A 21,325-nucleotide genomic window follows, 5' to 3' on the forward strand; every position below is an offset into this window, starting at 1 on the left:
CACGCCGTGGGCGATGGCCAGACCTGCCGCACGCATAGGGATACCTCTCGCCGTTGCAGTGAACCCGGGGCAGTGGATCTGGGGCAATTGTGCCGCACGGGACACTGGAAAACCATGCCTTGGCGCCGCAACCCGCGGCCGCCGGAGGACTATTCCCAATCGGGGTCGGGGCACCCCAAGGCCGGTCACTAAGCTTGCTTATTAAATCCCGCGTGCCTAGCGTGGGAGGCATCCGGCCCGCACGTGGGCCAACCCAGACCGATGAGTTGGCAGTATCGGCGGCGGGCCCTTCTCGCGGAGGTCACCGCACATGTTCTTCCATAAACAAGAGCTCCAGTACAAGGCCGAACCAAACCAGCCGGACGCCGTCTACGCCAGGAAACTGCAGGAGGTCCTGGGCGGGCAGTACGGTGAAATCACCGTCGCCCTGCAGTACAGCTTCCAGGCCTGGAACATCCACATCCCGGGCAAGTACAAGGACCTGCTCTTCGGCATCGCCGCGGAGGAGTTCGGCCACGTGGAAATGCTGGCCAAGATGATCGCGCAGCTGCTGGAAAAATCCCCGCTTGGCATCACCGACGAAGCGGTCCAGTCAGATCCGACGATCGCCGCCGTGGTGGGTGGGACGGACGTCCAGCACGCCATCGTCGCGGGCGCGGGCGCCCGGCCGGTGGACAGCAACGGAAACCCCTGGTCCGGAAGCTACATCACCGCCAGCGGCAACTTGCTCGCGGATTTCACCTCCAACGCCAACGCGGAGATGCAGGGCCGGCTGCAGGTGGCCCGCCTCTACCACATGACCGACGACCACGGCGTTCGCGATCTGCTTTCCTTCCTCCTCGCCCGGGACACCATGCACCAGAACCAGTGGATCGCCGCGGCCCGCGAACTCCAGGAGGAGGGCTCCGAGACCCTGCCGGTGCCGAGCAACTTCCCGCTGTCGAAAGAGAACCGGGACGTGGCCTACCAGTACCAGAACTTCTCCGACGGCGCCGCGGCGGCGGAAGGCTCCTGGGCCAGCGGACCTTCCCCCGACGGCAAGGGCGAGTTCACCTACCACGACTCGGCCACCACCAGCGCCCCGATGCCCAAGCCGACCCACCCGGACACCCGCTTCTACGGGACCACCGAGGTTCCGAACCTGGTTGAAAAGACCGCCGGGGCAGTCCAGGACAAGCTCCGCAAGGAATAGCAGGCCGCGCATCCCCGCGGCCGTAACGCCGCGGGGATCCTCGCTCTCCGAGAGGAAAACATGTTCCAGCGCAACGTCGCCGAAAACATCCACCGCGTCGCCCATGCCGATGTGAACCTTTACATCGTGGAGGACGGCGACGGGATCATGCTGGTCGACGCCGGACTGCCGGCGATGTGGAAGATGACCGTGGCAGCCATCCGGGAGTTGGGCCGTTCGCCCCGCGACATCAGTGCCCTGGTGCTGACGCACGCCCATTTCGACCACGTGGGGTTCGCCGCCCGGCTGCAGCATGACCTCGACGTCCCGGTGTACTGCCATCCCGGCGACTACTACATCGCCGCCCACCCGTACCGGTACAAGCACGAGAAAAGCCGCCTGCTCTACCCGGTCAAATATCCCCGGTGCATTCCGATCCTGAGCCGCATGACCGCCGCCGGTGCGCTCATGGTCAAGGGGGTCACGGACCTGCGGACGCTCGACGACGGTGCTGCCGCAACCTTGCCCGGCTCACCCACCGTCGTGCCGACTCCCGGACATACCGCCGGGCACTGTGCCCTGCACTTCCCGGAGCGCGGAGCCTTGAGCACCGGCGACGCACTGGTCACCCTCGATCCTTATACCGGCGCCCGCGGCCCGCACATAGTATCTGCCGCGGCCACCGCCGACACCCGGCAAGCGCTGCAGTCGCTCCAAGCCCTGGCACAGACGGATGCACGCATCGCCCTGCCCGGCCACGGGGAGCCGTTCGCGGGCGGCATTGCTTCCGCCGTGCAGCAGGCCATCGAACGCGGACCGTCCTGATGGCCGCAAACGGCCCTGCGCCTGCGGGAGGCGGACAGGAGTCCGTGGTCCACGCGGACGGCGACGACCTGTTTGGCCTGATCGCCGCCCTGACTGAGAGCCGCTGGCAGTCCTCCCAGGGGAAGTTCAGGCCGACAGTTGCCTACCGCGGCCACACCTCCGCCGCCCGGAAGCTTTCCACCGGGCTGATCCGGCTGCGCGGGGAGTCCGAAACCGCCGTGGAACGGCATATCCTGCGCAACTTCCGCAAGTACGCCCACCGGGACACCTCACCCGGGGACTCGGACTGGAATTGGCTCAGCGTGGCCCAGCATCATGGCCTGCCGACCCGCCTGCTGGACTGGTCGCATTCGCCCTATGTGGCGTTGCACTTCGCCACCCGGGACACCAGCAGATATGACGAGGACGGCGCCATCTGGTGCGTCGACTATGCGGCGGCCCACCGCACGCTGCCCGAGGAACTGCGCGCGGCGGTCGAGTCATTGGGCGGCGGCCTGTTCACCACCGACGTCCTCTCCCGGGCGGCCTTCACCCTGGATGAGTTCGACCGTTTCACGGACGCGGACGGGCGAAGCGTGCCCTTGTTCTTCGAACCGCCGTCGCTGGACGAGCGGATCGTGAACCAGGCGGCCATCTTTTCCACCATGTCGGATTCATCGGCGGGCCTGGACGAATGGCTGGAGCGCCACCCCGGCATCTACCGCAAGGTCATCATCCCGGGCACGCTCAAGTGGCGCATCCGGGACCACCTCGACCAGGCGAACGTCAATGAACGCGTGCTCTTCCCGGGCCTGGACGGTCTCTCGCTGTGGCTGCGCCGCTACTACGGCCTTCGCGATAAAGGCTAAGCGCCCAGTTCCGCGTGGACGGTGCGGAAGGTCTCGGCCAGCCCAGCAGAGAACAGGACAAATTCGACCACCCGGATCCCGCCGCCGTCGTACTTTAGAACCTCGCCGATGCCACGCCGGGCGACCGTCTCCGCATCCCAGCCATAGACGCCGGCACCGATCGCCGGGAACGCCAGCGTTTCGGCCCGCAGCTCATCGGCCACGCGGAGGGATTCCCGGAAGCAACTGGCCAGCGTCTCCGGGTCGGTCTGGCCGGCGCGGCGGTTGGGCCCCACGGTGTGGATCACCCACTTGGCGGGCAGGAAGTAGCCCTCGGTGGCCGCCGCGTGGCCCGGCGGCAGCCCGTCCGGCAGATCGGTGGCGCGCAGCCGGCGGCAGGCTTCCAGTAGCTGCGGTCCCGCGGCGGCGTGGATGGCGCCGTCCACTCCCCCGCCGCCCAGCAGGCTGGAGTTGGCGGCGTTCACTATGGCGTCCACCTGGCGTTGGGTGATGTCCCCTTCAAGGATGCGGATTTCCATCTTTTCCAGTCTGCCACCGGGCCTGAATTCCCGATAGATTGGGCGGATGGAGATTCCCGAGGGGCCGCTGCAGTGGGTGTACTACCCCATGACGCTGCTGCTGGTCATTCTCGACGCCGCGATGCCGGCATCTCCGTCGGAAGTGATGGTGATCGGCGGTGGCACCCTGCTGGCCAACGGCGAGCTGATCCTGCCGCTGGTGGTGCTGGCCGCAGTGCTGGGCAGTTGGCTGGGCGACCTCCTGCTCTTCCTGCTCTTCCAGCGGGGCGTCAACGCCTGGCTTAACCGTTACAGCTGGGGCCGGATGATCGACCGGGGCGTGACGCTGGCGCTGAGCAAAGCGGGCGAATCCTCCACCTATGCCGCGGTGGTGGCGGCCCGTTTCATCCCGGGCGGCCGCACGGCGGCGGTGGCGGCCTCCGGACTGGCAGACGTACCGTTCAAGCCGTTCCTGTTCGCGTCGGCGGCCGGCTCAGTGCTGTGGGCCGCGTGGATGATCGGGCTGGGCTTCCTCGCGGGCAGCGTGTCCGCCTTCCCGTTCTGGGTCAACATCCTGATCGGGACAGGGGTAGGCGTCCTGGTGGCGTCGGTGACCGCGGCCGTTATTGGCCTCCGCCGGCGGGCCTACCGGCCGGCCGGGGGCGCTGCCGACGCCGTGGTCCCGCGCCCCGCCGCATCCCCCGCGGCCGATCTGGGAGCAGAGTGAAACCTGCTCCTGCCCTGGAACCCTTGATGAATGCCGCACTGCCCCCGGCCCGGCAGCTCCGTTACGTGCTGGCCACCGACCTGGCACGCCAGTGCGCGGTGACCGCCGCTTTGGTCGTTTGCCTGCTGGCAGGCTTCAGCAGCGTGGGCCTGCTCGGCGGCACTCCGATCCATGATGCGGCCGGCGGGTCGCTCTCCCCCGACGTGACCCTGCTGTCGCTCGATGCCCGGGCAGCGGAGATCTGGTCGCTGATTTACCTGGGTCTCTTCGGCTACACGATCTTCCAGTGGTGGCCGGCAGTGCGCGAGTCGGCGCGGCAACGCTCCACCGGGTGGCCGGTCGCGGCGGCGATGCTGCTGAACGCGGCCGGCGTCGTGGCCGTGCAGGCCGGACACACGGGGCTGACGCTGATCCTTACCCTGCTGGTGCTGGCATCACTCGGCCGGGCGGTCTACGGACTGACCCGCTATCCCGCCCGTGAGCCGGCGGAAGCCCTCCTGGCGGATGCTCCGATCGGTCTGTTCACCGGCTGGACGCTGCTGGCAGCGGCGGTCAATGCCGCGGGCTGGCTGACCGGTCGCGGCGCCGATTTGTTTGGCTGGGGCGCCGAGGCCTGGGCCGTGCTGGCGGTGGCGGCGGTGTCCTTTGCGGCAGCAGTGGCGGCCATGACCGGCCGCGGTCGGATGGCGGTGGTGCTGGCAGTCTGCTGGGGCCTGGGCTGGCTGCTCTACGACCGTTTCCTGGGTGATCCGCCGTCCGCGCCGGTGGCCATGTCGGCCGGCTTCGGCCTGTTCTTCGTGCTCGTGTGCGGCATGTCCCGCCGCTTCCAGGTGGGGCATGCCGAGCGCCTCGCGATCCGCCGGGGCGAACCGCTGGACTGACCCGGCCGGCGGAGGTTCCCCTTAGCGGACCGGGCCCCACTTGCCGCGTGAGCGGCGCAGTACGGCCAGCCCGGCGGTGCTGGCGACTTCTTCAACCGCGTGGCGCATGTTGGCTCCCGCCTGCAAGGCCTGGCGGTTCTCCGCGGCGTAAGCGTTGGCGTCCACCGTGAAGCGGACCGTGATCCGCGGGACGCCGGCCACCACGTCCAACTGGTTTGCTTCCACCACGTGGGCGGAACCGACGGCTGCCGTTGCGGCCTCCATCACCGCTTCCGGCCGGTGACCGGGCCGCAGTCCGGTGATGTTCAACTGGGCGCGGAAGGATGGCATCCCTCAACTTTAGCTGCGCCCGGGCCTGCCGAACCGGCGGTCAGCGGCACGTCCTCCGTGGTGGTGCGGGCAGGCGTCAGGGCGAACCCAGTTCGATCAGAAGCACGCCGGCGCCGATGCACACGATTCCGGCCGCCATCAGCTTGGTGAGCGGTTCGTCGAAGAGGAACTTGCCGGCCAGCGCCGTCAGGGCAACGCCGCAGGCGGTCCAGATGCCGTAGGCAATTCCGATTCCCAGCCCGTGGCGCAGGGCGAAGGACAGGCAGGTAAAGGCGACGAGGTAGCCGGATACCACGGCCACCAGCCACGCTTTGTGCCCGTCGATGCTGGCCCGCAGCGAGAGGGTCGCCGCTACCTCCACAACGATCGCGATGGCGAGGAAGACCCAGGCCGTCACGTACGCGCCTGCTCTGCCCGGCGCACCGCGGCCCGGTGCCCTCCCCATTGCACGAGCACCACTCCGGCAACGGCGAGCGCCATGCCGGCAACCATCATGGTCGTCAGCGGTTCCTGGTACAGGACGGCCGCCAGGACCGCAGTGAGGGCGACGCCGAGCGCGCCCCAGATCCCGTAGGCGACCCCGACGGGCACTCCCGCCCGCAGGACGGCGGCGAGGAGCGCGAACGACGTGACGTAGCCGACGACCACCACCGCGTACATCGCCGGCGCTTCCAAGGCTGCCTTCAACGACAGGGAGGCCACCACCTCACAAACAATCGCGCCCGCGAGGAGCAACCAGTTCTTCATCTTTCGACCTCCTCCCCCCACCAGCACAACAGGTTCCGCCGTCCATTGCACGCTCGGAGCAAGGATCGGCGCGGGAGATGTGTCGCACATGGTCCGGGTCCACGTGCCAAAAGGCACGGCGGACGGGAATCCTGGAGCCGCCATCTTGACGTACCAATCCGGCAGAACATCAAATAAAGAGAAACCGCTGGAGGCGGGCTGCAAGAGCAGCCTCTTCAGCAGCCGGTTTCAGCACCAGGGTTCCGCTGTGCGCAGTTCAAGAGAGTCAACTGTGAAAAAGCAATCGATCACCCCTGCATCCCCCGAACAAGAAAGCGCCCCGCCGGAGCAGGCGCCGTCCGACAGTGGCTGGAATGCCGATACCGCGGCCGGGCCGATGGGCGCCGGCGGCGCCGTGACGGTGGTGGAAGGTTCGTCCTTCTGTATCTCCTCGGCCGGCGGCGACATGTATCCCGGCCTGACGCAGGGCGCCTTCTACCAGGACACCCGGATTTTGTCCGGCTGGTGCCTGACCGTCAACGCGCTTCCCCTCGAGCCCCTGCTTTCCCGGGTTTTGGAGCCGTACCGTGCGCTCTTCGTCGGGCGGGCCCGGCGCGCGGACGGGCTCGCCGACTCCCAGCTGGTCGTGGAACGCGAACGGCTGGTCGGGGCCGGCCTGCGCGAGGACCTTGTGGTGACCAATCACTCGGCCCTGCCGGCGAAGTGCGTGCTGGAGCTGCGGGTGGAGGCAGATTTTGCCGACCTGTTTGACGTGAAAGGCGGGCGGGTGGCGCCTGTAACACAGCTGGTCCGGCAGGTCCACGGTGATGAGCTGCAGCTCGAAGCCGTTCGCCGCGGCCGCCGGCGCGGCATCCTCGTGCACGGGCGCGGCGCAGCGGTGAACGAGGACGTGCTCCACTTCGAGGCAATCATCCCGGCGCGCGGGAAGTGGTCCACGAGCGTCATCGTCACCCCGCTGGTGGAACAGGACCGGCCCGCGGAGCCGTTCGCCGCCACCGGGTCCGTCGCCGACCTTGAAGCGGCACGCCGCCACCGGGCCTGGGGTGAATCGACGCCGCAGCTGGACATAGCCAATGCCGACATCGAGGCGGTGCTGCGGCGAAGCCACGAGGATCTCGGCGCGCTGCGGATCTTCGACCCCGCCCATCCGGGGCGCGCCGTGGTTGCGGCCGGAGCCCCATGGTTCATGGCGCTCTTCGGCCGGGACTCGCTGTTGTCCGCCTACATGGCGCTGCCCGTCGACCCCTCGCTGGCACGCGGGACGCTGCAGACGCTCGCCGCACGGCAGGGCACCAAAATCAATCCCGACACTGAGGAGGAGCCCGGACGGATTCTCCACGAGGTGCGCCTGGGCGTGGCTGCCGGAGTGGTTCTCGGCGACCACGCGGCGTACTACGGGACCGCGGACGCGACTCCCCTCTTCGTCATCCTGATGTCCGAGCTGAACCGCTGGGGGATGGAGCAGGACGTCCTCCAATCGCTGCTGCCGCACGCGGACCGGGCGCTGGACTGGATCCGTGACTTCGGCGACCGGGACGGTGACGGTTTTGTGGAATACAACCGTGCCGTTCCCCATGGCCTGCTCAACCAGGGATGGAAAGATTCCTGGGACGGCATCAACTTCGCCGACGGCAGGATGGCCGAGCCGCCGATTGCCCTGTGCGAGGTGCAGGGGTATGTGTACAGCGCCTACATTGGCCGCGGTCTGCTGGCCGCCGCGGCCGGTGATCAGGACCTGGCCGCCGAGTGGGGGCGCCGGGCGGAAAGGCTGAAAGAGGAGTTTAACGAGCGCTTTTGGCTCCCCGACCTGGGGTACTACGCCGTGGCCCTGGACGGGAAAAAGCGGCCGGTGGACGCCTGTGCTTCCAACATGGGGCACTGTCTGTGGTCGGGCATCGTCGACGACGACAAGGCACCGCAGGTGGCCGCCCGGCTGATGTCCCCCGAGATGTTCACGGGTTGGGGGATCCGGACGTTGGCTTCGGACATGGGCGCCTACAACCCGGTCAGCTACCACAACGGCTCCGTGTGGCCCCATGACACCACCCTGGTCGCCAGCGGGCTGATGCGCTACGGGTTTGTCGAGGAGGCCCGCAGGGTGGCCGGCGGGCTCTTTGATGCCGCGGTCTGCTTCGGCGGACGGCTGCCCGAACTGTTCTGCGGTTTCGACCGGGGTGAATACGACGTGCCGGTGCCCTACCCCACGTCCTGTTCGCCGCAGGCCTGGGCCGCCGCCTCGCCGGTCCATCTAATGCGCATGCTCCTGCGCCTGGACCCGTACCTCCCGGCAGACGAGCTGTGGCTCGCTCCTGAGATTCCGGCAGACTTCGGCTCGTTCCGGGCGGACAACCTGCTGCTCGGGAAATCCCGGGTGTCACTGGCCGCCACAGAGAAAACCTTCACGGTGGAGGGCCTGGCTCCCGGGGTCAAGGTGCGTCACGGCGCACGGTCTCCGCTGGCGGAACTGCTGGTGCTCGGCGGCCGGGAATCCGAAGGGTCGGAAAGCTCCGCAGGCGACAGATGAGCCGCCTTCTGGCCGGCTCTGGCGGCCGCGCCACTCGCGGCTGCCGACACGCCGCCGCTGGGCAGGGCCGCGGGCGTCGCGGATGCGCCTCGCCAACCCGCGTCGCCGTGTCGTACGCTGGACCTCCTCCGGGAGAATAGGCCAACGATGCGTATCGGGCTGATCGCACCACCGTGGTTTCCGATTCCGCCATGCGGCTACGGCGGTATCGAACAGGTCGTTGACATCCTCGCCCGCGGCTTCGCGGACGCGGGGCACGACGTGCTGCTGGCCGCCGCTGCCGACAGCAAATGCCCCGTTCCCCTGGTGCCCGGCATGGAGCCGTCTGATCCGGAGGCCATCGGAACGAGCTGGTCGGAGCTCAACCACGTCATCCGGGCCTATGAGGGGCTTCACGAGGTGGATCTCATCCACGACCACACCCTGGCGGGGCCGTTCTACAGGGACCGGCCGGCCGGGGTTCCCGGGGTCATGACGATCCACACCGGGCTGACCGCGCCGCTCACCGGTATCTACCGCGCCGCCGCACGGCATGTCTCCCTCGTCGCGATCTCCCACCAGCAGGTCGCCGGCACCGGCCTCGACGTGGCCGCCGTCATTCACCACGGCATCGATACCGCCGCGGTGCCGGTGGGCGGGGGCCGGGGTGGCTACGCCTGTTTCCTGGGCCGGATGTGCCCGGACAAGGGCGTCGCCGAGGCCATCCGGATCTCCCGCTTGGCGGGGATGCCGCTGAAAATCGCCGCCAAGATGCGCGAGCCCGAGGAGCTGCGGTATTTCCATGACGTCATCGAACCCATGCTCGGGCCGGATGAGGAGTTCCTCGGCGAAGTCGCCGGCGGCGACAAATACCGGTTGCTGGGCGAGGCGGTGGCCCTCTTGAATCCTATCCAGTGGGCCGAACCTTTCGGCCTCGTCATGATCGAGGCCCTGGCCGCCGGGACCCCCGTGGTCGCCACGCCGCGGGGAGCCGCCCCGGAAATCGTCGAGCCGGGCGCCACCGGGCACCTGGCCGAGGACCACCGGGAGCTGGCGAAGCTGCTGCCCCGGGCGGCCTCGTTGGACCGCCGCGCCTGCCGCGCCGCCGCGGAGGATCGCTTCAGCGCGGCGCGCATGACGGCGGACCACCTGGACCTCTACTCCCGGCTGCTGGCCGGACAGTCCTAGCGGCGGTGGATGGACTTGTAGCTGACGTAGGCGTTGAGTCCCTCAATTCCGTACTCGGTGCCGAGACCCGAGTCGTGCCTGCCGCCGAACGGGGCGGAGTGGTTGGAGGCGAAGAAGTTTATGCCCACCGAGCCGGTGTCCATCCGGTCGGCCACCGCGAGCGCGGCGTCCTGGTCCTGGCCGAACACGAGTCCGCCCAGGCCGAACCCGGTGTTGTTCGCGAGCGCCACGGCTTCGTCCACGTCCGTGTACTTCAACACGGCCAGGGCCGGTCCGAAGACCTCCTCGCGGGCGATGCGCATGTCCGGGGCCACGTCGGCAAACACGGTGGGCTCCACAAAGTAACCGCCCTCGAGTCCGCCGCCGAGCCGGGCGGCCCGCCCGCCGGTGGTGGCCCGGGCTCCCTCGGCCCTGGCCGCCTCCAGATGGTCGAGCACTGTCCGGTACTGCGACTCGGTGGCGGACGGGCCGAAATCGGTGGCCGGGTCCAGCGGGTCGCCCTGGACGCCGGCGGCGATGGTCGCCGTCACCATGTCCACGACCTGGTCATAGCGCGAGGCAGGGGCGAGGATGCGGCTGGAAATATAGCAGGTCTGGCCCGTGTTGCGCATGCTGGAGCGGATCAGCACCTTCGACATCTCGTCCAGGTCGACGTCCTCGAGCACCACCGCGCTGGACTTGCCGCCGAGTTCCAGCGTGACGGGACGCAGCAGTTCGCCGCAGGCCGCGGCGATCCGGCGTCCCACCGGGGTGGAACCGGTGAAGGCGACCTTGTCCACGCCGGGATGCCTGACCAGGGTGTCGCCGAGCCTGCCGGATCCGGTGACCAGGTTGACCACGCCGGCCGGCACTCCGGCGGCGGCCACGGCGTCGACGATGAGGCGGAAGGACAGCGGCGTGGGCGAGGCCGGTTTCATCACCACGGTGCAGCCGGCCAGCAGCGCCGGCGCCAGCTTGATGACCATGAGGTTGATCGGGAAGTTCCACGGCGCGATCAGCCCGCACACCCCCACCGGATCCCGGCGCACCACTGATTCGCCGCCGCCGTGCGGGAACGGGCGCACATCTTCATGTTCCAGATAGTCGGCCAGCGTGGCGAAGTATCGAAAGATTCCCGCAGCGTTGCCGGCGGCACGGGAGGACTCGGACACCGGCGAGCCGTTTTCGCGGGTGTTGGTCAGCGAGAGCTCGTCGGCCCGCTTCTCCACCTCGTCGGCAATCCGCAGCAGATACGCCGCGCGTTCGGACGGCGCCAGCGTCGGCCACGGACCGGAGTCGAAGGCCCGCCGCGCCGCGGCCACGGCGGCGTCCACGTCTTCGGGGGTGCCGTCCGGCACCGATCCCCAGACCTCGCCGGTAGCCGGGTCGGTCACCGGGTTGCGGCCGGTGCCGCGGGCGGGAACCCACGCGCCGTCGACGAAGACATCGTCGACGTGCGTGTAGGGCAGGTGCAACGCGGCGCGCGCGGCGACGGCAGGCCGTGCGGACGACGCCGGTGCTCCCCCGGGTGCGGGGGTTGTGGTGCCTGGGGTGGTGGTCATCGGATGACTCCTGTCTTCAGCAGGGCCTTGGAACGCTCCAGGTCGGCCGTTCCCATGGCACGGGCGGCCTCGGTGATCAGTTCCGGAATGATCTCGGCGCCGAGCCGGTCGGAGTAGACGGCCGGCGTCATACCGAACCAGGACGCTGCCACCGCGATGCCGGCGTGGTCGAACCGCCACAGCCGGTCAGAGTCGCGGACCAGTGCGTCCTCCAGTGAGTACGGCACGTGGCGGGTGTCGTGGCCGTCGATGATGTCGCAGACGCGGTCGATGAACTCCTCCGAATACCCGAGGCCGGGCAGCACCCTGCGCGCCACCTTGCAGCCCTCGGCTTCGTGCTCGAACCGGATGGCCGCCTTGCGCCAGTCGCCGGTGAACCCCTCGGAAAGGATCCGTTCCTCGTCCACGTGCGCCCAGCCGGTGTCGTGCAGCAGGACCGCTACCCGGACCAGTTCCGCGTCGGCTTGCGGGTAGGCCCGGCACAGCCGCTCGGCGAAGGCCAGCGAAATCGGCAGGTGGATGTCGTTGGCGCGGGTGCGGGTCTCCTGCACCACGGCCTGCCAGATCGGGTCCAGGTCGGCGGCGGCCGCCGGGGTGGTGGAAATGGGCGCGGTGTCGATGTCGCCCGTGGCCGGCAGCGGCCTCACCGGGTAGGCGGCCGCGAAGGCAGCGGCGCGCGGATCGTCGGCGGGGTTGGGCTGGCCGCCGGGGGCCCACGCTGGGGCATTGCCTTTGGCCTCCGGGGTCTGTGTCTCGGGGGTGCTCATGGGGTGGGTCTCCTTGTCGTGCGGCCGCGCACGGCGGGCGGTCAGTCGTCCGTCGCGATGGTCTTGAGGACGACGGCGGGGTCAGCCGCGGCGTCCGCGGGAATGTTTTGGCTCTTGGCCAGCGCGTTTTTGACCGCCATGAAGTCCAGCGGGGCGTTCACGCAGTCGGCGGCGATGATCCGGCCGTCGCGGTAGTAGAGGACGGAGAACTTGCCGCGCTCGTCGTCGCGGCGGACGACGGTCCGGTCGTAGCCCAGCGTCAGGCCGGCAATCTGCAGTTTCAGGTCCGCCTGGTTGGACCAGAACCACGGGATCCCGGCGTACTCCTCCCGCCGGCCCATCAACGAATAGGCGGCGACCTTGGCGTGTTCGATCGCGTTGTTCACGCTTTCCAGCCGGATCCGCTCGCCCTCCGGTGAGCCGGGCAGCGGGTTGGGCATGTTGGCCACGTCGCCCACCGCCACCGTGGTCCCGTCGGAGGCCAGCGCGTGCCGGTCGACCACAATGCCGTTGTCCACCTCCAGGCCCAGCTGCTCGGCCAGCTCGGTGTTCGGCACGACGCCAATGCCCACCAGCACCAGCTGGGCGGCGACCATGGTGCCGTCTTCGAGTCCGACGCCGCCCACCCTGCCCCCGCCGTCCGCCGGCACCAGTTCCCGGATGCGGGAATTCAACCGGATGTCGAGGCCCCGTTCGCGGTGCGCGGTCAGGAAGTAGTCGCTGGTTTCTTCGCCCACGGCCCGGCCGATCAGCCGCGGCCCGTACTCGAGCACGGTGACGTTCTTGCCCATCTTGTGCAGGCTGGAGGCAGCCTCCAGCCCGATGAAGCCGCCGCCGATCACCACCGCGTCCCGCACGTCCTCGAGCTGGGCCTTCAGAGCCAGCGCGTCGTCGGCGTTGCGCAGGTAGACCACCCCGTCCAGCTCGGCACCGGGGACCTGGAGCTTGCGGGCGCGGGCGCCAACGGTCAGCGCCAGCCGGCGGAACGGGAACTGTGCCCCGGAGACCGCGTGGGCGACCCCGGAGCCGTCCGCTTCCTTCTCGATCCGCTCGATCCGCTCGCCCTTGACCAGGGCCACATTGTGGTCCTCCCAGTACTGGTTGGACCGGAAGATCAGCGATTCGCTTTCCACCGTGCCCTGCAGGAATTCCTTGGACAGGGCCGGGCGCTGGTAGGGCCGGTGGTTTTCCTCGCCCAGCAGCGTGATGTGCTCGGTGAAGCCGAGCGCCCGCAGTGAAACGGCCAACTGGACGCCCGACTGGCTGGCACCGATGATCAGCAGCCCGGTTTGCACGGCGCCGTCCGCTGCCTCGGCAGGGACCGCCGTCGTCGTCGTTGTGGTGGTGGTTTCCATGATCAGATCTGCGTTTCCGGAGTGGTGACGTAAACGTCCTGGCCCTCGCAGAGCTTGAGCTGGCAGGACAGGCGCGAATTCTCCTGGCGGTCCACGGCCGTTCCGTAGAGCATTTCGTCTTCCATGTCTTCCATCTCCGGAAGCTGGTCCAGGGTGTCCTCGCGGACGAACACGTGGCAGGTGGCGCAGGACAGCGAGCCGCCGCATTCGGCGACGATGCCCGGCACGCCGTTGCGCACCGCGGTTTCCATGACCGAGTCGCCGGGGTTGCCTTCGACGTCGCGGACGGCGCCTTCAGCGTCGGTGAAATGTACCGTAGGCATGGTTCTCCTTCGGGGTTGCAGTGGTTCAGATGAACTGGCGGCCGCCGTCGACCACCATGGTTTGTCCGGTGATGTAGGAACTGTCCGGGCCGGCCAGGAACAGCGCCGCGCCCACGATGTCCTCGGGCTGGCTGGCGCGCTTGAGCGCGCCGCGGTCCACCCCGTAGTTCTCGGCGTTCTCCATCAGCCCGTAGCTGGCCTCGGTGAGCGTGAAGCCCGGGGCGATCGCGTTGACGGTGATGTTGCGCCGGCCCAGTTCCTTGGCCAGCACCCGGGTCATCGACACCACGCCGCCCTTCGAGGCGACGTAGTGCAGCCACTGCTCCGAGCCGGAGTAGATGGTGGCGGAGGAGAGGTTGATGACGCGGGCGCCGTCGGGCAGGTAGGGGCTGGCGGCGCGGGTCACCAGCCAGGGGCCCTTGAGGTTCACGTTCATCACCAGGTCCCATTCGGCCGGGTCGATCTCCTCGAACGGGGTGCGGGTCACCGTGGCGTAGATGGCGGCGTTGTTGAGGACGACGTCGATGCTCCCCTGCCCGAAGTCGGCGCACCTTCGGGCGAGGGCCTCGGTGGAGGCCACGTCGGTGACGTCGGCTTCGAAGGCCTCGGCCTCGGCGCCGGTTTCGCGGACCAGCGCGGCTGTCTTTTCGGCACCGGCCAGGTTGGTGTCGGCCGCTGCCACCCGGTACCCGCGGGACGCGAAGCCCAGGGCGAAGGCGCGGCCCAGACCGCCGGCGGCGCCGGTGATCAGCACGGTCCTGGTGCCGGCCCCCTGGTCGGGGTTCAGGAAGCCGGGGCCGGCCGTGGCGTCGGGGGGAGGCTGTGTCATCGTCACGCTTTCATGTTGGGGTGTGCCGGGCCGGGACCCGCCTGGGAAACGGGGTTCGCCCGGCCCGGCACTAATTCGCCTGAGACTGCGGAGATACCGGAGTGCTCAGGTGTGGCTGTGTGCTCCCGGCCCGGCGACGGCCGGTTCGGCGGATTCTTCGGCGTCAAGGATCTGTACGGTGCCCTTGGTGCCGTCCACCCGCAGCCGCTGGCCGGTCTTGATGGTGGTGGAGGCCGAACCGGTGCCGGTCACCGCCGGCAGCCCGTACTCGCGGCAGACAATCGCGGCGTGGCTCATCATGCCGCCGATGTCCGTGACGGTGGCCTTGATCTTGCCGAAGATCGGCCCCCAGCTTGGCGCGGTCACCGTGGCCACCAGGATCTCGTCCTGCTGGACCTCGGAAAGCTGGTCCGAATCGTGGACCACCCGTGCGTACCCTTCGACGACGCCCGGGGACGCGGCCATGCCGCGCAGCCCGCCGCCTTCCACCTCTTCGCCTTCGCCCAGCCACTGCTGGACCTGTTCGGTGGTGATGCCCCAGAGCATCCGGGTGAACGGTTCGGTGATCGAGGCCGGCGGGGTGTTCAGCGCCGGTGCCGGACGCGCGGTCTTCAGCGCGTCCACGATCTTGCGGCGGCGCTCGATTTCCTCCGGCCAGTAGGTGGGGCCGATCGGCTCGGCACCCACGCCCCAGCCGGTGACCAGGTCGAAGAGGGCGTCGCGGACTTCGTTCCGGTTCAGGTACAGCAGGTCGTCCGGTTCGGTCCAGAATCCCTCGGCGTGCATCATCCGTGAAAGCTCGCGGATCTTGCGCCAGAAGACGCCCATGGTCCAGTGCTCGATGTAGAAGTTGTGGTTTTCCACGTACGGGTAGGCGGTGGCGGCCAGCTGGCGCTTGGCATCTAAAACCGCCTGCGCGTCGCCTTCCAGCAGTTCGCGGTATTCCTCCACGATCCGTTCCTTCTCCGCCACCAGCTCCTCGACGGGCCGCATGATCTGCTGGCCTTCGTCCAGCCGGCGGATGTAGTCGGCGATGTAGCCCAACGGGATTTCCTGGTATTCGTTCCAGTACTTGTCGTGCCCGTAGAAGCCGTTGCCCACGGTGAAGTTGAACCACGGGTCCTTGGCTTCCTCGTAGCGGGCGATCCAGCGGTCGCCGCCCTCGGAGGCGCGGACCGCGGCCAAGGTGGCATCGACGTCGTCCGTGTTGCCGAAGGCGGACTGCAGGCCCAGTTCCACGGCGAGCACGGCGAGGTGTTTGAGCTCGTCGTCCGGGCGGAAGAGCTCCATGTCCACGCCCTGCACCATGGTGGCGATCGACTGGTCGGGGATGTTCGGGAAGACTTCCTTGCAGAAGTTGAAGAAGTCCAGGTAGGCGATGTAGCCCAGATTCAGGAACTCGAAGTGGTACTGCCAGTTCTGGTAGGCCAGCTGGATCAGCCGGTCGTAGTTCTCCAGCAGCACCTCGGAGCCGTCCATCGCCTTGCCCGTGGTGATGTCATCCATCGGCACCATGTCCGGCAGCTTCTTGAAGGAGAGGGTCTCCATCTCGTCGATGGTGCCGCGGACCTTCGCATGCCACTGCTGGAGCAGTTCCTCCCAGTTCTGGAAGTAGTGGCCCACCCGCTGCTCGAAATGCGGGACGCGCGCGGCGATCTGGTCCTCCGGAACCGGGATCGGGGACATGTACAGGTAACCCAGATGCACGCGGAACTCGATGCCGTTGGCGTTGGGAATCATCAGGTGGCGGGCGTTGTACTGGCCCAGGCACTTGACCGCGAACTCACCGCCGATCGTCTCGAACGGCTTGTAGACAGTCGGCCAGTGCTGGCTGTCGCAGAACCAGAACTTGGCGTCTTCCTGTTCCTTGAGCTTGTCCTGGAACACGAGATAGTACGGGTAGATCTTCTCCCAGCCCTCGGCGCCGGCTGGCACCGGCAGTTCGGAGGGCTTCGGGAAGGACTTCATAGACATGGCGGTCCTTTCGGTGGCGGCTCTGCGTTGAGCCTGCGGTGGGCGGTTCGGTGGAACGGTGGATCCTTGCGGTGGAGCTGTTGGAACCTTGCTACCTTGCGGTGGAACGGTGGAACAGTTCAGGGCAGGAAAGGTCAGGCGGAGGGTTTCAGCAGCGAGGCAGTGATGCTGCCCAAGCTGAAGCCTCCGGTGGCGCGGCCTGCGTTGCCGGCTCCGGTGTTCCCGGCTCCGGCGGGCGCCGCCGTCGTCGTCGTGGGAGCAGCACCGAGGGCCGCGGCGTATCCGCCGCTTCCCGGTACCGCGGACGAAGATGCCGACGGCTTCTTCGAGGAGTGCACGGTTTCCGGACGGGACTGCAGCAGCAGCAGGTTCTCGCCGTCGGGCAGGTCCCTGTCCAACGCCCACTCGATGTCCTGCGGGCACTTGTAGTGTTTCTCGGCCCGCTTGGCCATCCGCGCCACCGCGAGCAGTTCGTCGTCGTTCAGGCTGCGCCGGGCCCGCCGCTCGGCGTCGACCTCCCGCTCCACCAGGGTGCGCGCGGCGGCATCGGGCACCAGCTCGGCGTGCTTGTCGCCCAGGTGTTCGGCGACCGGGGCCAGGGTGACCTTGTCCAGCACGATGTTGTCCGGGGTGACCTGCCCCGAAACCACCATCTCGCCGACGCCGTAGGACGCGTCGATGGTGATCTTGGAGCGGTCGCCGTTGGCCGGGTCCAGGGTCATGGCGACGCCGGAGACCCTGGCATTGACCATCTTCTGCACCACGACGGCCATCGACAGGCCCTCGTCCGGGATGTTGTTCTTCAGCCGGTAGATGATGGCGCGCGAGGTGTAGAGCGACCCCCAGCAGCTGCGGATGTGTTCGCCGACGGCCGCGAAGCCTTCCAGCCAGAGGTAGGTGTCCTGCTGGCCCGCGAAGGAGGCATCCGGCAGGTCCTCGGCGGTGGCGGATGAACGCACTGCCACCGGAACCGGCGCGTCGAAGCGGGACATCAAGGCGTCGTAGGCCTCGATGGTCTGGGCCCGCATGTCGGCGGGAACCGGGCGGGAGCAGATGTTGTCCCGGATGGAGGCGGACACTGCGTCCACTTGGGCGATGTCTTCCGGGTCAAGGCCGGCCAGCAGTTGGTTGATGTGGTCGGTGATCCCGGCTTCCTGCATGAAGCGGTCAAACTGGGCGGTGGTGACGACGAATCCCGGGGGCACCGGCATGCCCGCAGAGGTCATGGTGACCAGCGAGGCGCCCTTGCCGCCGAGGTTCTCGAGCCTGGGCTCGATGCCGCCGTCGAAAAACTGGATGAATTCGTTGCTGCGCATGGGCTCAGGCCTCCCAGCTGACGGGGACGGTTTCGGGGACACGGAAGGAGATGTTCTCGCGGAACTCGATGCCCTCGGGGTTCTCCAGCTTCAGGTTCGGTGCCAGCCGCGCCACCTCTTCCAGTGCGATCTTGGCCTGCAGTTTGGCCAGCATGTTGCCCAGGCAGTAGTGGATGCCGAAGCCGAAGGACAGATGTTCGCGGGCGTTGCCGCGCGAGATGTCGAACTCCTCGCCATCTTCGAAGCGGGCGGCATCGCGGTTGGCAGAGCCCATCAGCAGCAGCAGTTCGCCGCCCTCCGGGATCTTCACCCCGCCGACTTCGGTGTCCTTGAGCGCCTTCCGGCGCCATCCGACGATCGAGCCGGAGAAGCGCAGCACCTCGTCGATGGCCGCCGGGATTTTCCGGGGTTCCTCCACCAGTTGCTGCCATTGGTCCGGACGCGCCAGCAGCACGCGCAGGGAGTTGGCGATCAGGGTGGTGGTGGTTTCGTGTCCGGCGAACAGCAGGGAGTAGAGGATCGATGCGATCTCGTGGTCGCTGATCTCCGCCCCGTCCTGCTGGGCCTTGACCAGGTCGCCGGTCAGGTTGTCGCCGCCTTCCTCGTGGGCCACGCGGACCAGGCGCTGGCATTCCTGCCAGTACTCCACCAGGTTGTGGGCGTGCGGGATCTGTTCCTCGTCGCTGAGGTCGCCCCAGGTCATCGCCGCGCGGGAATCGGACCAGCGCTTGAAGGTGTCCACCTGGGAAACATCGGCGCCGATCAGCGTCAGGATCGTGACCGTCGGGACGGTGTAAGCCAGGTCCTTCACCAGTTCGCCGCGGCGATCCGGGTGGGCCAGCATGGCTTCCAGCTGGTCGACGACATTCTGCCGGATGAACGGCTCCAGCGCCTTGTAGCGTCGCGGGGTGAAAGCCTTTTGGGCCACTGCACGGATCCGGGTATGTTCCGGCGGGCGGCGGGCCGAAAGCCCAGAGTAGGCGGTGAAGCCGCCCTCTTCCATGATCTTGGTGGCCTGCGGGCCGCGCTTGCGCACCGGCGCCTGGGCGTTCTCGCTGGAGAAGGTCTCCCAGTCTTCGAAAACAGCCTTGATGTCGTCGTAGCGGGAAACCACGTAGTAGCCGACGCGCTCGTCAAACATGACGGGCTGTTCGTTCCGCAGCTCGGTGTACGCCGGGAACGGGTCCTTCATCTGGAACGGCTCATAGCCATGGTGTCCTGCGGGGGCCTCGGCACCGTGGCCGAACGGACAAGCTGCCGTTTCGGTCGAAGATGACATCTGGAACTCCTTGGGGTCTGCTCCCGCCGGTGGCCGTTGTCGGTTGGCGGGCTGATTAGACTCCAGTGTTGCCCACGTCACTCTCCGGAGCCTAAATCATTCTTCCACTGAGTGGAAACGAATAGTGCTTAGCATCTCTTGGCATGCACCGGGCGCTCAGGCCGTTGCTCCTGTGTGTGGCTGCCCAGCAATCACCCCGGGGGATGTGAGCCGTGGCGCTCAGGCCTTGGGCGCAATGTGGCTTCCCAGCAACGACTCGCCAGGCATACGCCGTAGCGCGTGGTGCGGCTGGCCAGCAACAGGCACGGGGATGTGAGCCGTGGCGCTCAGGCCTTGCGCGCGATGTGGCTTCCCAGCAACGACTCCAGCGGGATGTGCGCGGTGGCGCGCTCGATCTGCGTCGAGACGCCGCGCAGCGCCGGCAGGTGCCGCGTCATCGTCGCGGCCTGCGTCGTCAGCAGCACCAATCCCAGCCCCGCGCCTATCCGACCGGTGTGGAAGACCGGCACGGCGATGGAGCAGGAGCCGAGCCGGACTTCCTCCAGCGTGGTGGCGTAGCCCTGCTCGCGGATCTGGACCAGTTCCTCCGCCAGGCGCCCGGGAACAATGTGAGTGTGGGCGGTGGGACGCTCCAGTTGCCGGTTCAAGTAGGCGGTGCGCACCCACTCCTCCTCGTACGCCAGGATGACTTTCCCAACGGCCGTGGCGTGCATCGGCAGCCGGCCGCCGACCCGCGAGGCACGCGGCACGCGCTTGGTGCCGTAGATGCGCTCGATGTAAAGCACCTCGTGGCCTTCCCGGACCGCCAGCTGTGACGTCTCGCCGGTGAGCGAGAACAGCTCCTGCACGAACGGGCGCGCGGCATCGCGCAGTTGCCGGCCGGCATTCTGCGCCAGCTCCCAGAGGCGGATACCCAGTTGGTAGCGGCCGTTGGCGCCGCGGGAGAGGAAGCCCCATTCCGTCAACTCCGAGACCAGCCGGTGCGTGGTACTCAAGGGCAGGCCGGAACCCTCGGAAATCTGGGTCAGGCTCAGCGCGCTGCGGGATTGTTCGAAGGCTTCAAGGATGGCCAGCACACGGGACGTGACCGTGCGTCCCGGATCTCGGCTACCGCCGGCCATAGTTGCCTCCCAAATTCCCGGCGGTCTCGTAAAGCCGGGCACCGTCGTCGTCCGGGCAAAGCCGCGCACCGCCGTCGTCGTCCGGACAAAGCCGGGGCACCGCCGTCGTCCAGGCAAAGCCGGACACCGCCGTCGTCGTCCGGACAAAGCCGGGGCACCGCCGTCGTCCTCCGGGCAAAGCCGGGCACCGCCGTCGTCAGTGCCGCGGTACTTCGCAGCCGGCGCCCATTCGGCACACGGCCGAGACCGAGTCTAGCCGTCGGCAAGCAGCGCCCGGCGCTGCGGCCACAACGTCACCGATTCCAGCGCGGACAGCGCGCGCGCCATGGCCTTGGCCTCCTCGGTGAAGAGATGGCCCAGGACGCGCTGGCTGCAGAGCCGGAGGGCCTGGCCGCGGTCCAGCCCGAACCACTCCATCACGGTGTCGACGCCGTGCGGACTGAGCCGCCACGTTTTGTCTGCGTCCTTGACGATCGCGTCCTCGATCGAGAGGGCCTCCTTCCGCGAGTCGTGCCCGTCGATGATCTCCAGGATGCGCGGAATGAGCTCCGGCTCATGGCCGGCCTCTTCGAGGATCCCGGCTGCCAGGCGGGCGCCTTCCTTCTCGTGCAGCAGCACGAGGTCGGGCCGGCCGCCGCCCGGGGCGATCGCGGAGAGGACCTGGTCCGGCGGCACCTGGGACCAGCCGATGTCATGAAGCATGATGGCCGGAAGGACGACGCCAGCGTCGGCCTCCGGGTGGGCCGCCAGCATGGCCTGGGCCAGGCCGTAGGCGTAGAGGGTGTGGGCGTCGTTGTCGCGGACGGCCAGCAACGGTGCCGCGTGTTGCCAGATCCGGTCCAAGTGCGCGTCCAGGTGCACCACGCCGTCCGGCTGGGCCTCGATGGCGGCGGCGACGTCGTGGCCGAAAAGGTTGGCGGCGGGCAGCAGCTTGGTCATGCCCACAGCATGACGAGCAATCGCCAGGCGGGCAACCGCCGGGTTCCGCTGGGCGGAAGCTCGGCGCAGGTGGGGGGTGCTTAGGGCGGGTTGCCTTGGGCGGGTTGCTGGCGGGCCGAGGCCGTCGCCGGAAGTACCGCCCGGCGGCATTGCCGGAGGTCGCA

The 21,325-nt window shown here is 68.3% G+C and carries 21 protein-coding genes; 7 read left to right on the top strand and 14 right to left on the bottom strand.

Annotated features, from left to right (window positions below; genetic code table 11):
- The first annotated feature begins 310 nt into the window (after positions 1-310).
- The 3 genes from AC5RVS_RS00640 to AC5RVS_RS00650 are packed head-to-tail and all read left to right on the top strand — an operon-like array spanning position 311 to position 2,844.
- Positions 311-1,192: a manganese catalase gene (locus AC5RVS_RS00640; RefSeq protein ID WP_493988788.1), complete on the top strand. Its 882-nt coding sequence runs from the start codon at positions 311-313 to the stop codon at positions 1,190-1,192.
- Between the two features lie 60 nt (positions 1,193-1,252).
- Positions 1,253-1,996, top strand: coding sequence for an MBL fold metallo-hydrolase (locus AC5RVS_RS00645; protein WP_494106715.1), 744 nt, complete (start codon positions 1,253-1,255; stop codon positions 1,994-1,996).
- 44 nt (positions 1,997-2,040) lie between these two features.
- The gene (locus tag AC5RVS_RS00650) at positions 2,041-2,844 is read left to right on the top strand and encodes an FRG domain-containing protein (RefSeq protein WP_494106716.1); all 804 of its coding nucleotides are present in this window, start codon (positions 2,041-2,043) and stop codon (positions 2,842-2,844) included.
- Here AC5RVS_RS00650 and AC5RVS_RS00655 read toward each other — a convergent pair.
- A complete protein-coding gene (locus AC5RVS_RS00655) occupies positions 2,841-3,362 on the bottom strand; it encodes an O-acetyl-ADP-ribose deacetylase (protein ID WP_494106717.1) in 522 nt (173 codons plus the stop codon). The genes AC5RVS_RS00650 and AC5RVS_RS00655 overlap by 4 nt on opposite strands.
- Positions 3,363-3,408: 46 nt before the next feature.
- On the opposite strand from AC5RVS_RS00655, the gene AC5RVS_RS00660 reads away from it, so the two are divergent.
- A complete protein-coding gene (locus AC5RVS_RS00660) occupies positions 3,409-4,068 on the top strand; it encodes a DedA family protein (RefSeq protein WP_494106718.1) in 660 nt (219 codons plus the stop codon).
- A gap of 26 nt (positions 4,069-4,094) precedes the next feature.
- Entirely contained in the window at positions 4,095-4,949 is an 855-nt protein-coding gene (locus AC5RVS_RS00665) for a TspO-related membrane protein (protein WP_494106719.1), read from the top strand.
- A gap of 21 nt (positions 4,950-4,970) precedes the next feature.
- Here AC5RVS_RS00665 and AC5RVS_RS00670 read toward each other — a convergent pair whose 3' ends face one another.
- The 3 genes from AC5RVS_RS00670 to AC5RVS_RS00680 form a co-directional block, all read right to left on the bottom strand.
- The gene (locus tag AC5RVS_RS00670; RefSeq protein ID WP_493988782.1) at positions 4,971-5,279 is read right to left on the bottom strand and encodes a hypothetical protein; all 309 of its coding nucleotides are present in this window, start codon (positions 5,277-5,279) and stop codon (positions 4,971-4,973) included.
- Between the two features lie 76 nt (positions 5,280-5,355).
- Positions 5,356-5,676 carry a DMT family transporter gene (locus AC5RVS_RS00675; RefSeq protein ID WP_493988781.1) on the bottom strand — a complete coding sequence of 107 codons (321 nt, stop codon included), beginning with the start codon at positions 5,674-5,676 and terminating at the stop codon, positions 5,356-5,358.
- A complete protein-coding gene (locus tag AC5RVS_RS00680; RefSeq protein WP_493988780.1) occupies positions 5,673-6,026 on the bottom strand; it encodes a DMT family transporter in 354 nt (117 codons plus the stop codon). The genes AC5RVS_RS00675 and AC5RVS_RS00680 overlap by 4 nt, the downstream gene beginning before the upstream one ends.
- Before the next feature lie 376 nt (positions 6,027-6,402).
- Between AC5RVS_RS00680 and AC5RVS_RS00685 the strand changes: the two genes are divergently transcribed.
- Both AC5RVS_RS00685 and AC5RVS_RS00690 read left to right on the top strand, forming a co-directional pair.
- Positions 6,403-8,550 carry an amylo-alpha-1,6-glucosidase gene (locus AC5RVS_RS00685; protein WP_494107289.1) on the top strand — a complete coding sequence of 716 codons (2,148 nt, stop codon included), beginning with the start codon at positions 6,403-6,405 and terminating at the stop codon, positions 8,548-8,550.
- 147 nt (positions 8,551-8,697) lie between these two features.
- Positions 8,698-9,717 (top strand): glycosyltransferase family 4 protein, encoded by a 1,020-nt coding sequence (locus AC5RVS_RS00690; RefSeq protein WP_494106720.1) that lies wholly within the window; start codon positions 8,698-8,700, stop codon positions 9,715-9,717.
- On the opposite strand, the gene AC5RVS_RS00695 is transcribed toward AC5RVS_RS00690, so the two are convergent.
- The 10 genes from AC5RVS_RS00695 to AC5RVS_RS00740 all read right to left on the bottom strand — a co-directional run bounded on the left by AC5RVS_RS00695 (position 9,714) and on the right by AC5RVS_RS00740 (position 21,161).
- Complete coding sequence (locus AC5RVS_RS00695) at positions 9,714-11,258, bottom strand: aldehyde dehydrogenase family protein (RefSeq protein ID WP_494106721.1); 1,545 nt, start codon at positions 11,256-11,258, stop codon at positions 9,714-9,716. The genes AC5RVS_RS00690 and AC5RVS_RS00695 overlap by 4 nt on opposite strands.
- Entirely contained in the window at positions 11,255-12,025 is a 771-nt protein-coding gene (locus AC5RVS_RS00700) for an HD domain-containing protein (RefSeq protein ID WP_494106722.1), read from the bottom strand. Before AC5RVS_RS00700 ends, AC5RVS_RS00695 begins: the two co-directional genes overlap by 4 nt.
- Before the next feature lie 41 nt (positions 12,026-12,066).
- The gene (locus AC5RVS_RS00705) at positions 12,067-13,380 is read right to left on the bottom strand and encodes an NAD(P)/FAD-dependent oxidoreductase (protein WP_494106723.1); all 1,314 of its coding nucleotides are present in this window, start codon (positions 13,378-13,380) and stop codon (positions 12,067-12,069) included.
- 2 nt (positions 13,381-13,382) lie between these two features.
- Positions 13,383-13,703 carry a 2Fe-2S iron-sulfur cluster-binding protein gene (locus AC5RVS_RS00710; RefSeq protein ID WP_493988775.1) on the bottom strand — a complete coding sequence of 107 codons (321 nt, stop codon included), beginning with the start codon at positions 13,701-13,703 and terminating at the stop codon, positions 13,383-13,385.
- 25 nt (positions 13,704-13,728) lie between these two features.
- Positions 13,729-14,532 carry an SDR family NAD(P)-dependent oxidoreductase gene (locus tag AC5RVS_RS00715; protein WP_493988917.1) on the bottom strand — a complete coding sequence of 268 codons (804 nt, stop codon included), beginning with the start codon at positions 14,530-14,532 and terminating at the stop codon, positions 13,729-13,731.
- 105 nt (positions 14,533-14,637) lie between these two features.
- Positions 14,638-16,506 carry a PEP-utilizing enzyme gene (locus tag AC5RVS_RS00720; RefSeq protein ID WP_494106724.1) on the bottom strand — a complete coding sequence of 623 codons (1,869 nt, stop codon included), beginning with the start codon at positions 16,504-16,506 and terminating at the stop codon, positions 14,638-14,640.
- Between the two features lie 134 nt (positions 16,507-16,640).
- Positions 16,641-17,822, bottom strand: a complete 1,182-nt coding sequence (locus AC5RVS_RS00725) for a PEP/pyruvate-binding domain-containing protein (RefSeq protein ID WP_494106725.1) — start codon at positions 17,820-17,822, stop codon at positions 16,641-16,643.
- A 4-nt stretch (positions 17,823-17,826) separates the two neighbouring features.
- Complete coding sequence (locus AC5RVS_RS00730; RefSeq protein WP_494106726.1) at positions 17,827-19,101, bottom strand: cytochrome P450; 1,275 nt, start codon at positions 19,099-19,101, stop codon at positions 17,827-17,829.
- Between the two features lie 326 nt (positions 19,102-19,427).
- Positions 19,428-20,222, bottom strand: coding sequence for an IclR family transcriptional regulator (locus tag AC5RVS_RS00735; RefSeq protein WP_493988771.1), 795 nt, complete (start codon positions 20,220-20,222; stop codon positions 19,428-19,430).
- A 252-nt stretch (positions 20,223-20,474) separates the two neighbouring features.
- Positions 20,475-21,161 (bottom strand): HD domain-containing protein, encoded by a 687-nt coding sequence (locus tag AC5RVS_RS00740; protein WP_494106727.1) that lies wholly within the window; start codon positions 21,159-21,161, stop codon positions 20,475-20,477.
- Positions 21,162-21,325 lie beyond the last annotated feature (164 nt).

The sequence above is a fragment of the Arthrobacter sp. Y3221048 genome (genome assembly GCF_059092685.1).

Excerpts from the sequence above, each read along its gene's own strand:
- AC5RVS_RS00695 (WP_494106721.1), bottom strand. The coding sequence starts at position 11,258 with ATGACCACCACCCCAGGCACCACAACCCCCGCACCCGGGGGAGCACCG.
- AC5RVS_RS00680 (WP_493988780.1), bottom strand. The coding sequence starts at position 6,026 with ATGAAGAACTGGTTGCTCCTCGCGGGCGCGATTGTTTGTGAGGTGGTG.
- AC5RVS_RS00705 (WP_494106723.1), bottom strand. The coding sequence starts at position 13,380 with ATGGAAACCACCACCACAACGACGACGACGGCGGTCCCTGCCGAGGCA.
- AC5RVS_RS00740 (WP_494106727.1), bottom strand. The coding sequence starts at position 21,161 with ATGACCAAGCTGCTGCCCGCCGCCAACCTTTTCGGCCACGACGTCGCC.
- AC5RVS_RS00685 (WP_494107289.1), top strand. The coding sequence starts at position 6,403 with ATGGGCGCCGGCGGCGCCGTGACGGTGGTGGAAGGTTCGTCCTTCTGT.
- AC5RVS_RS00700 (WP_494106722.1), bottom strand. The coding sequence starts at position 12,025 with ATGAGCACCCCCGAGACACAGACCCCGGAGGCCAAAGGCAATGCCCCA.
- AC5RVS_RS00710 (WP_493988775.1), bottom strand. The coding sequence starts at position 13,703 with ATGCCTACGGTACATTTCACCGACGCTGAAGGCGCCGTCCGCGACGTC.
- AC5RVS_RS00670 (WP_493988782.1), bottom strand. The coding sequence starts at position 5,279 with ATGCCATCCTTCCGCGCCCAGTTGAACATCACCGGACTGCGGCCCGGT.
- AC5RVS_RS00730 (WP_494106726.1), bottom strand. The coding sequence starts at position 19,101 with ATGTCATCTTCGACCGAAACGGCAGCTTGTCCGTTCGGCCACGGTGCC.
- AC5RVS_RS00690 (WP_494106720.1), top strand. The coding sequence starts at position 8,698 with ATGCGTATCGGGCTGATCGCACCACCGTGGTTTCCGATTCCGCCATGC.
- AC5RVS_RS00640 (WP_493988788.1), top strand. The coding sequence starts at position 311 with ATGTTCTTCCATAAACAAGAGCTCCAGTACAAGGCCGAACCAAACCAG.
- AC5RVS_RS00655 (WP_494106717.1), bottom strand. The coding sequence starts at position 3,362 with ATGGAAATCCGCATCCTTGAAGGGGACATCACCCAACGCCAGGTGGAC.
- AC5RVS_RS00725 (WP_494106725.1), bottom strand. The coding sequence starts at position 17,822 with ATGCGCAGCAACGAATTCATCCAGTTTTTCGACGGCGGCATCGAGCCC.
- AC5RVS_RS00645 (WP_494106715.1), top strand. The coding sequence starts at position 1,253 with ATGTTCCAGCGCAACGTCGCCGAAAACATCCACCGCGTCGCCCATGCC.
- AC5RVS_RS00735 (WP_493988771.1), bottom strand. The coding sequence starts at position 20,222 with ATGGCCGGCGGTAGCCGAGATCCGGGACGCACGGTCACGTCCCGTGTG.
- AC5RVS_RS00715 (WP_493988917.1), bottom strand. The coding sequence starts at position 14,532 with ATGACACAGCCTCCCCCCGACGCCACGGCCGGCCCCGGCTTCCTGAAC.
- AC5RVS_RS00665 (WP_494106719.1), top strand. The coding sequence starts at position 4,095 with ATGAATGCCGCACTGCCCCCGGCCCGGCAGCTCCGTTACGTGCTGGCC.
- AC5RVS_RS00660 (WP_494106718.1), top strand. The coding sequence starts at position 3,409 with ATGGAGATTCCCGAGGGGCCGCTGCAGTGGGTGTACTACCCCATGACG.
- AC5RVS_RS00720 (WP_494106724.1), bottom strand. The coding sequence starts at position 16,506 with ATGTCTATGAAGTCCTTCCCGAAGCCCTCCGAACTGCCGGTGCCAGCC.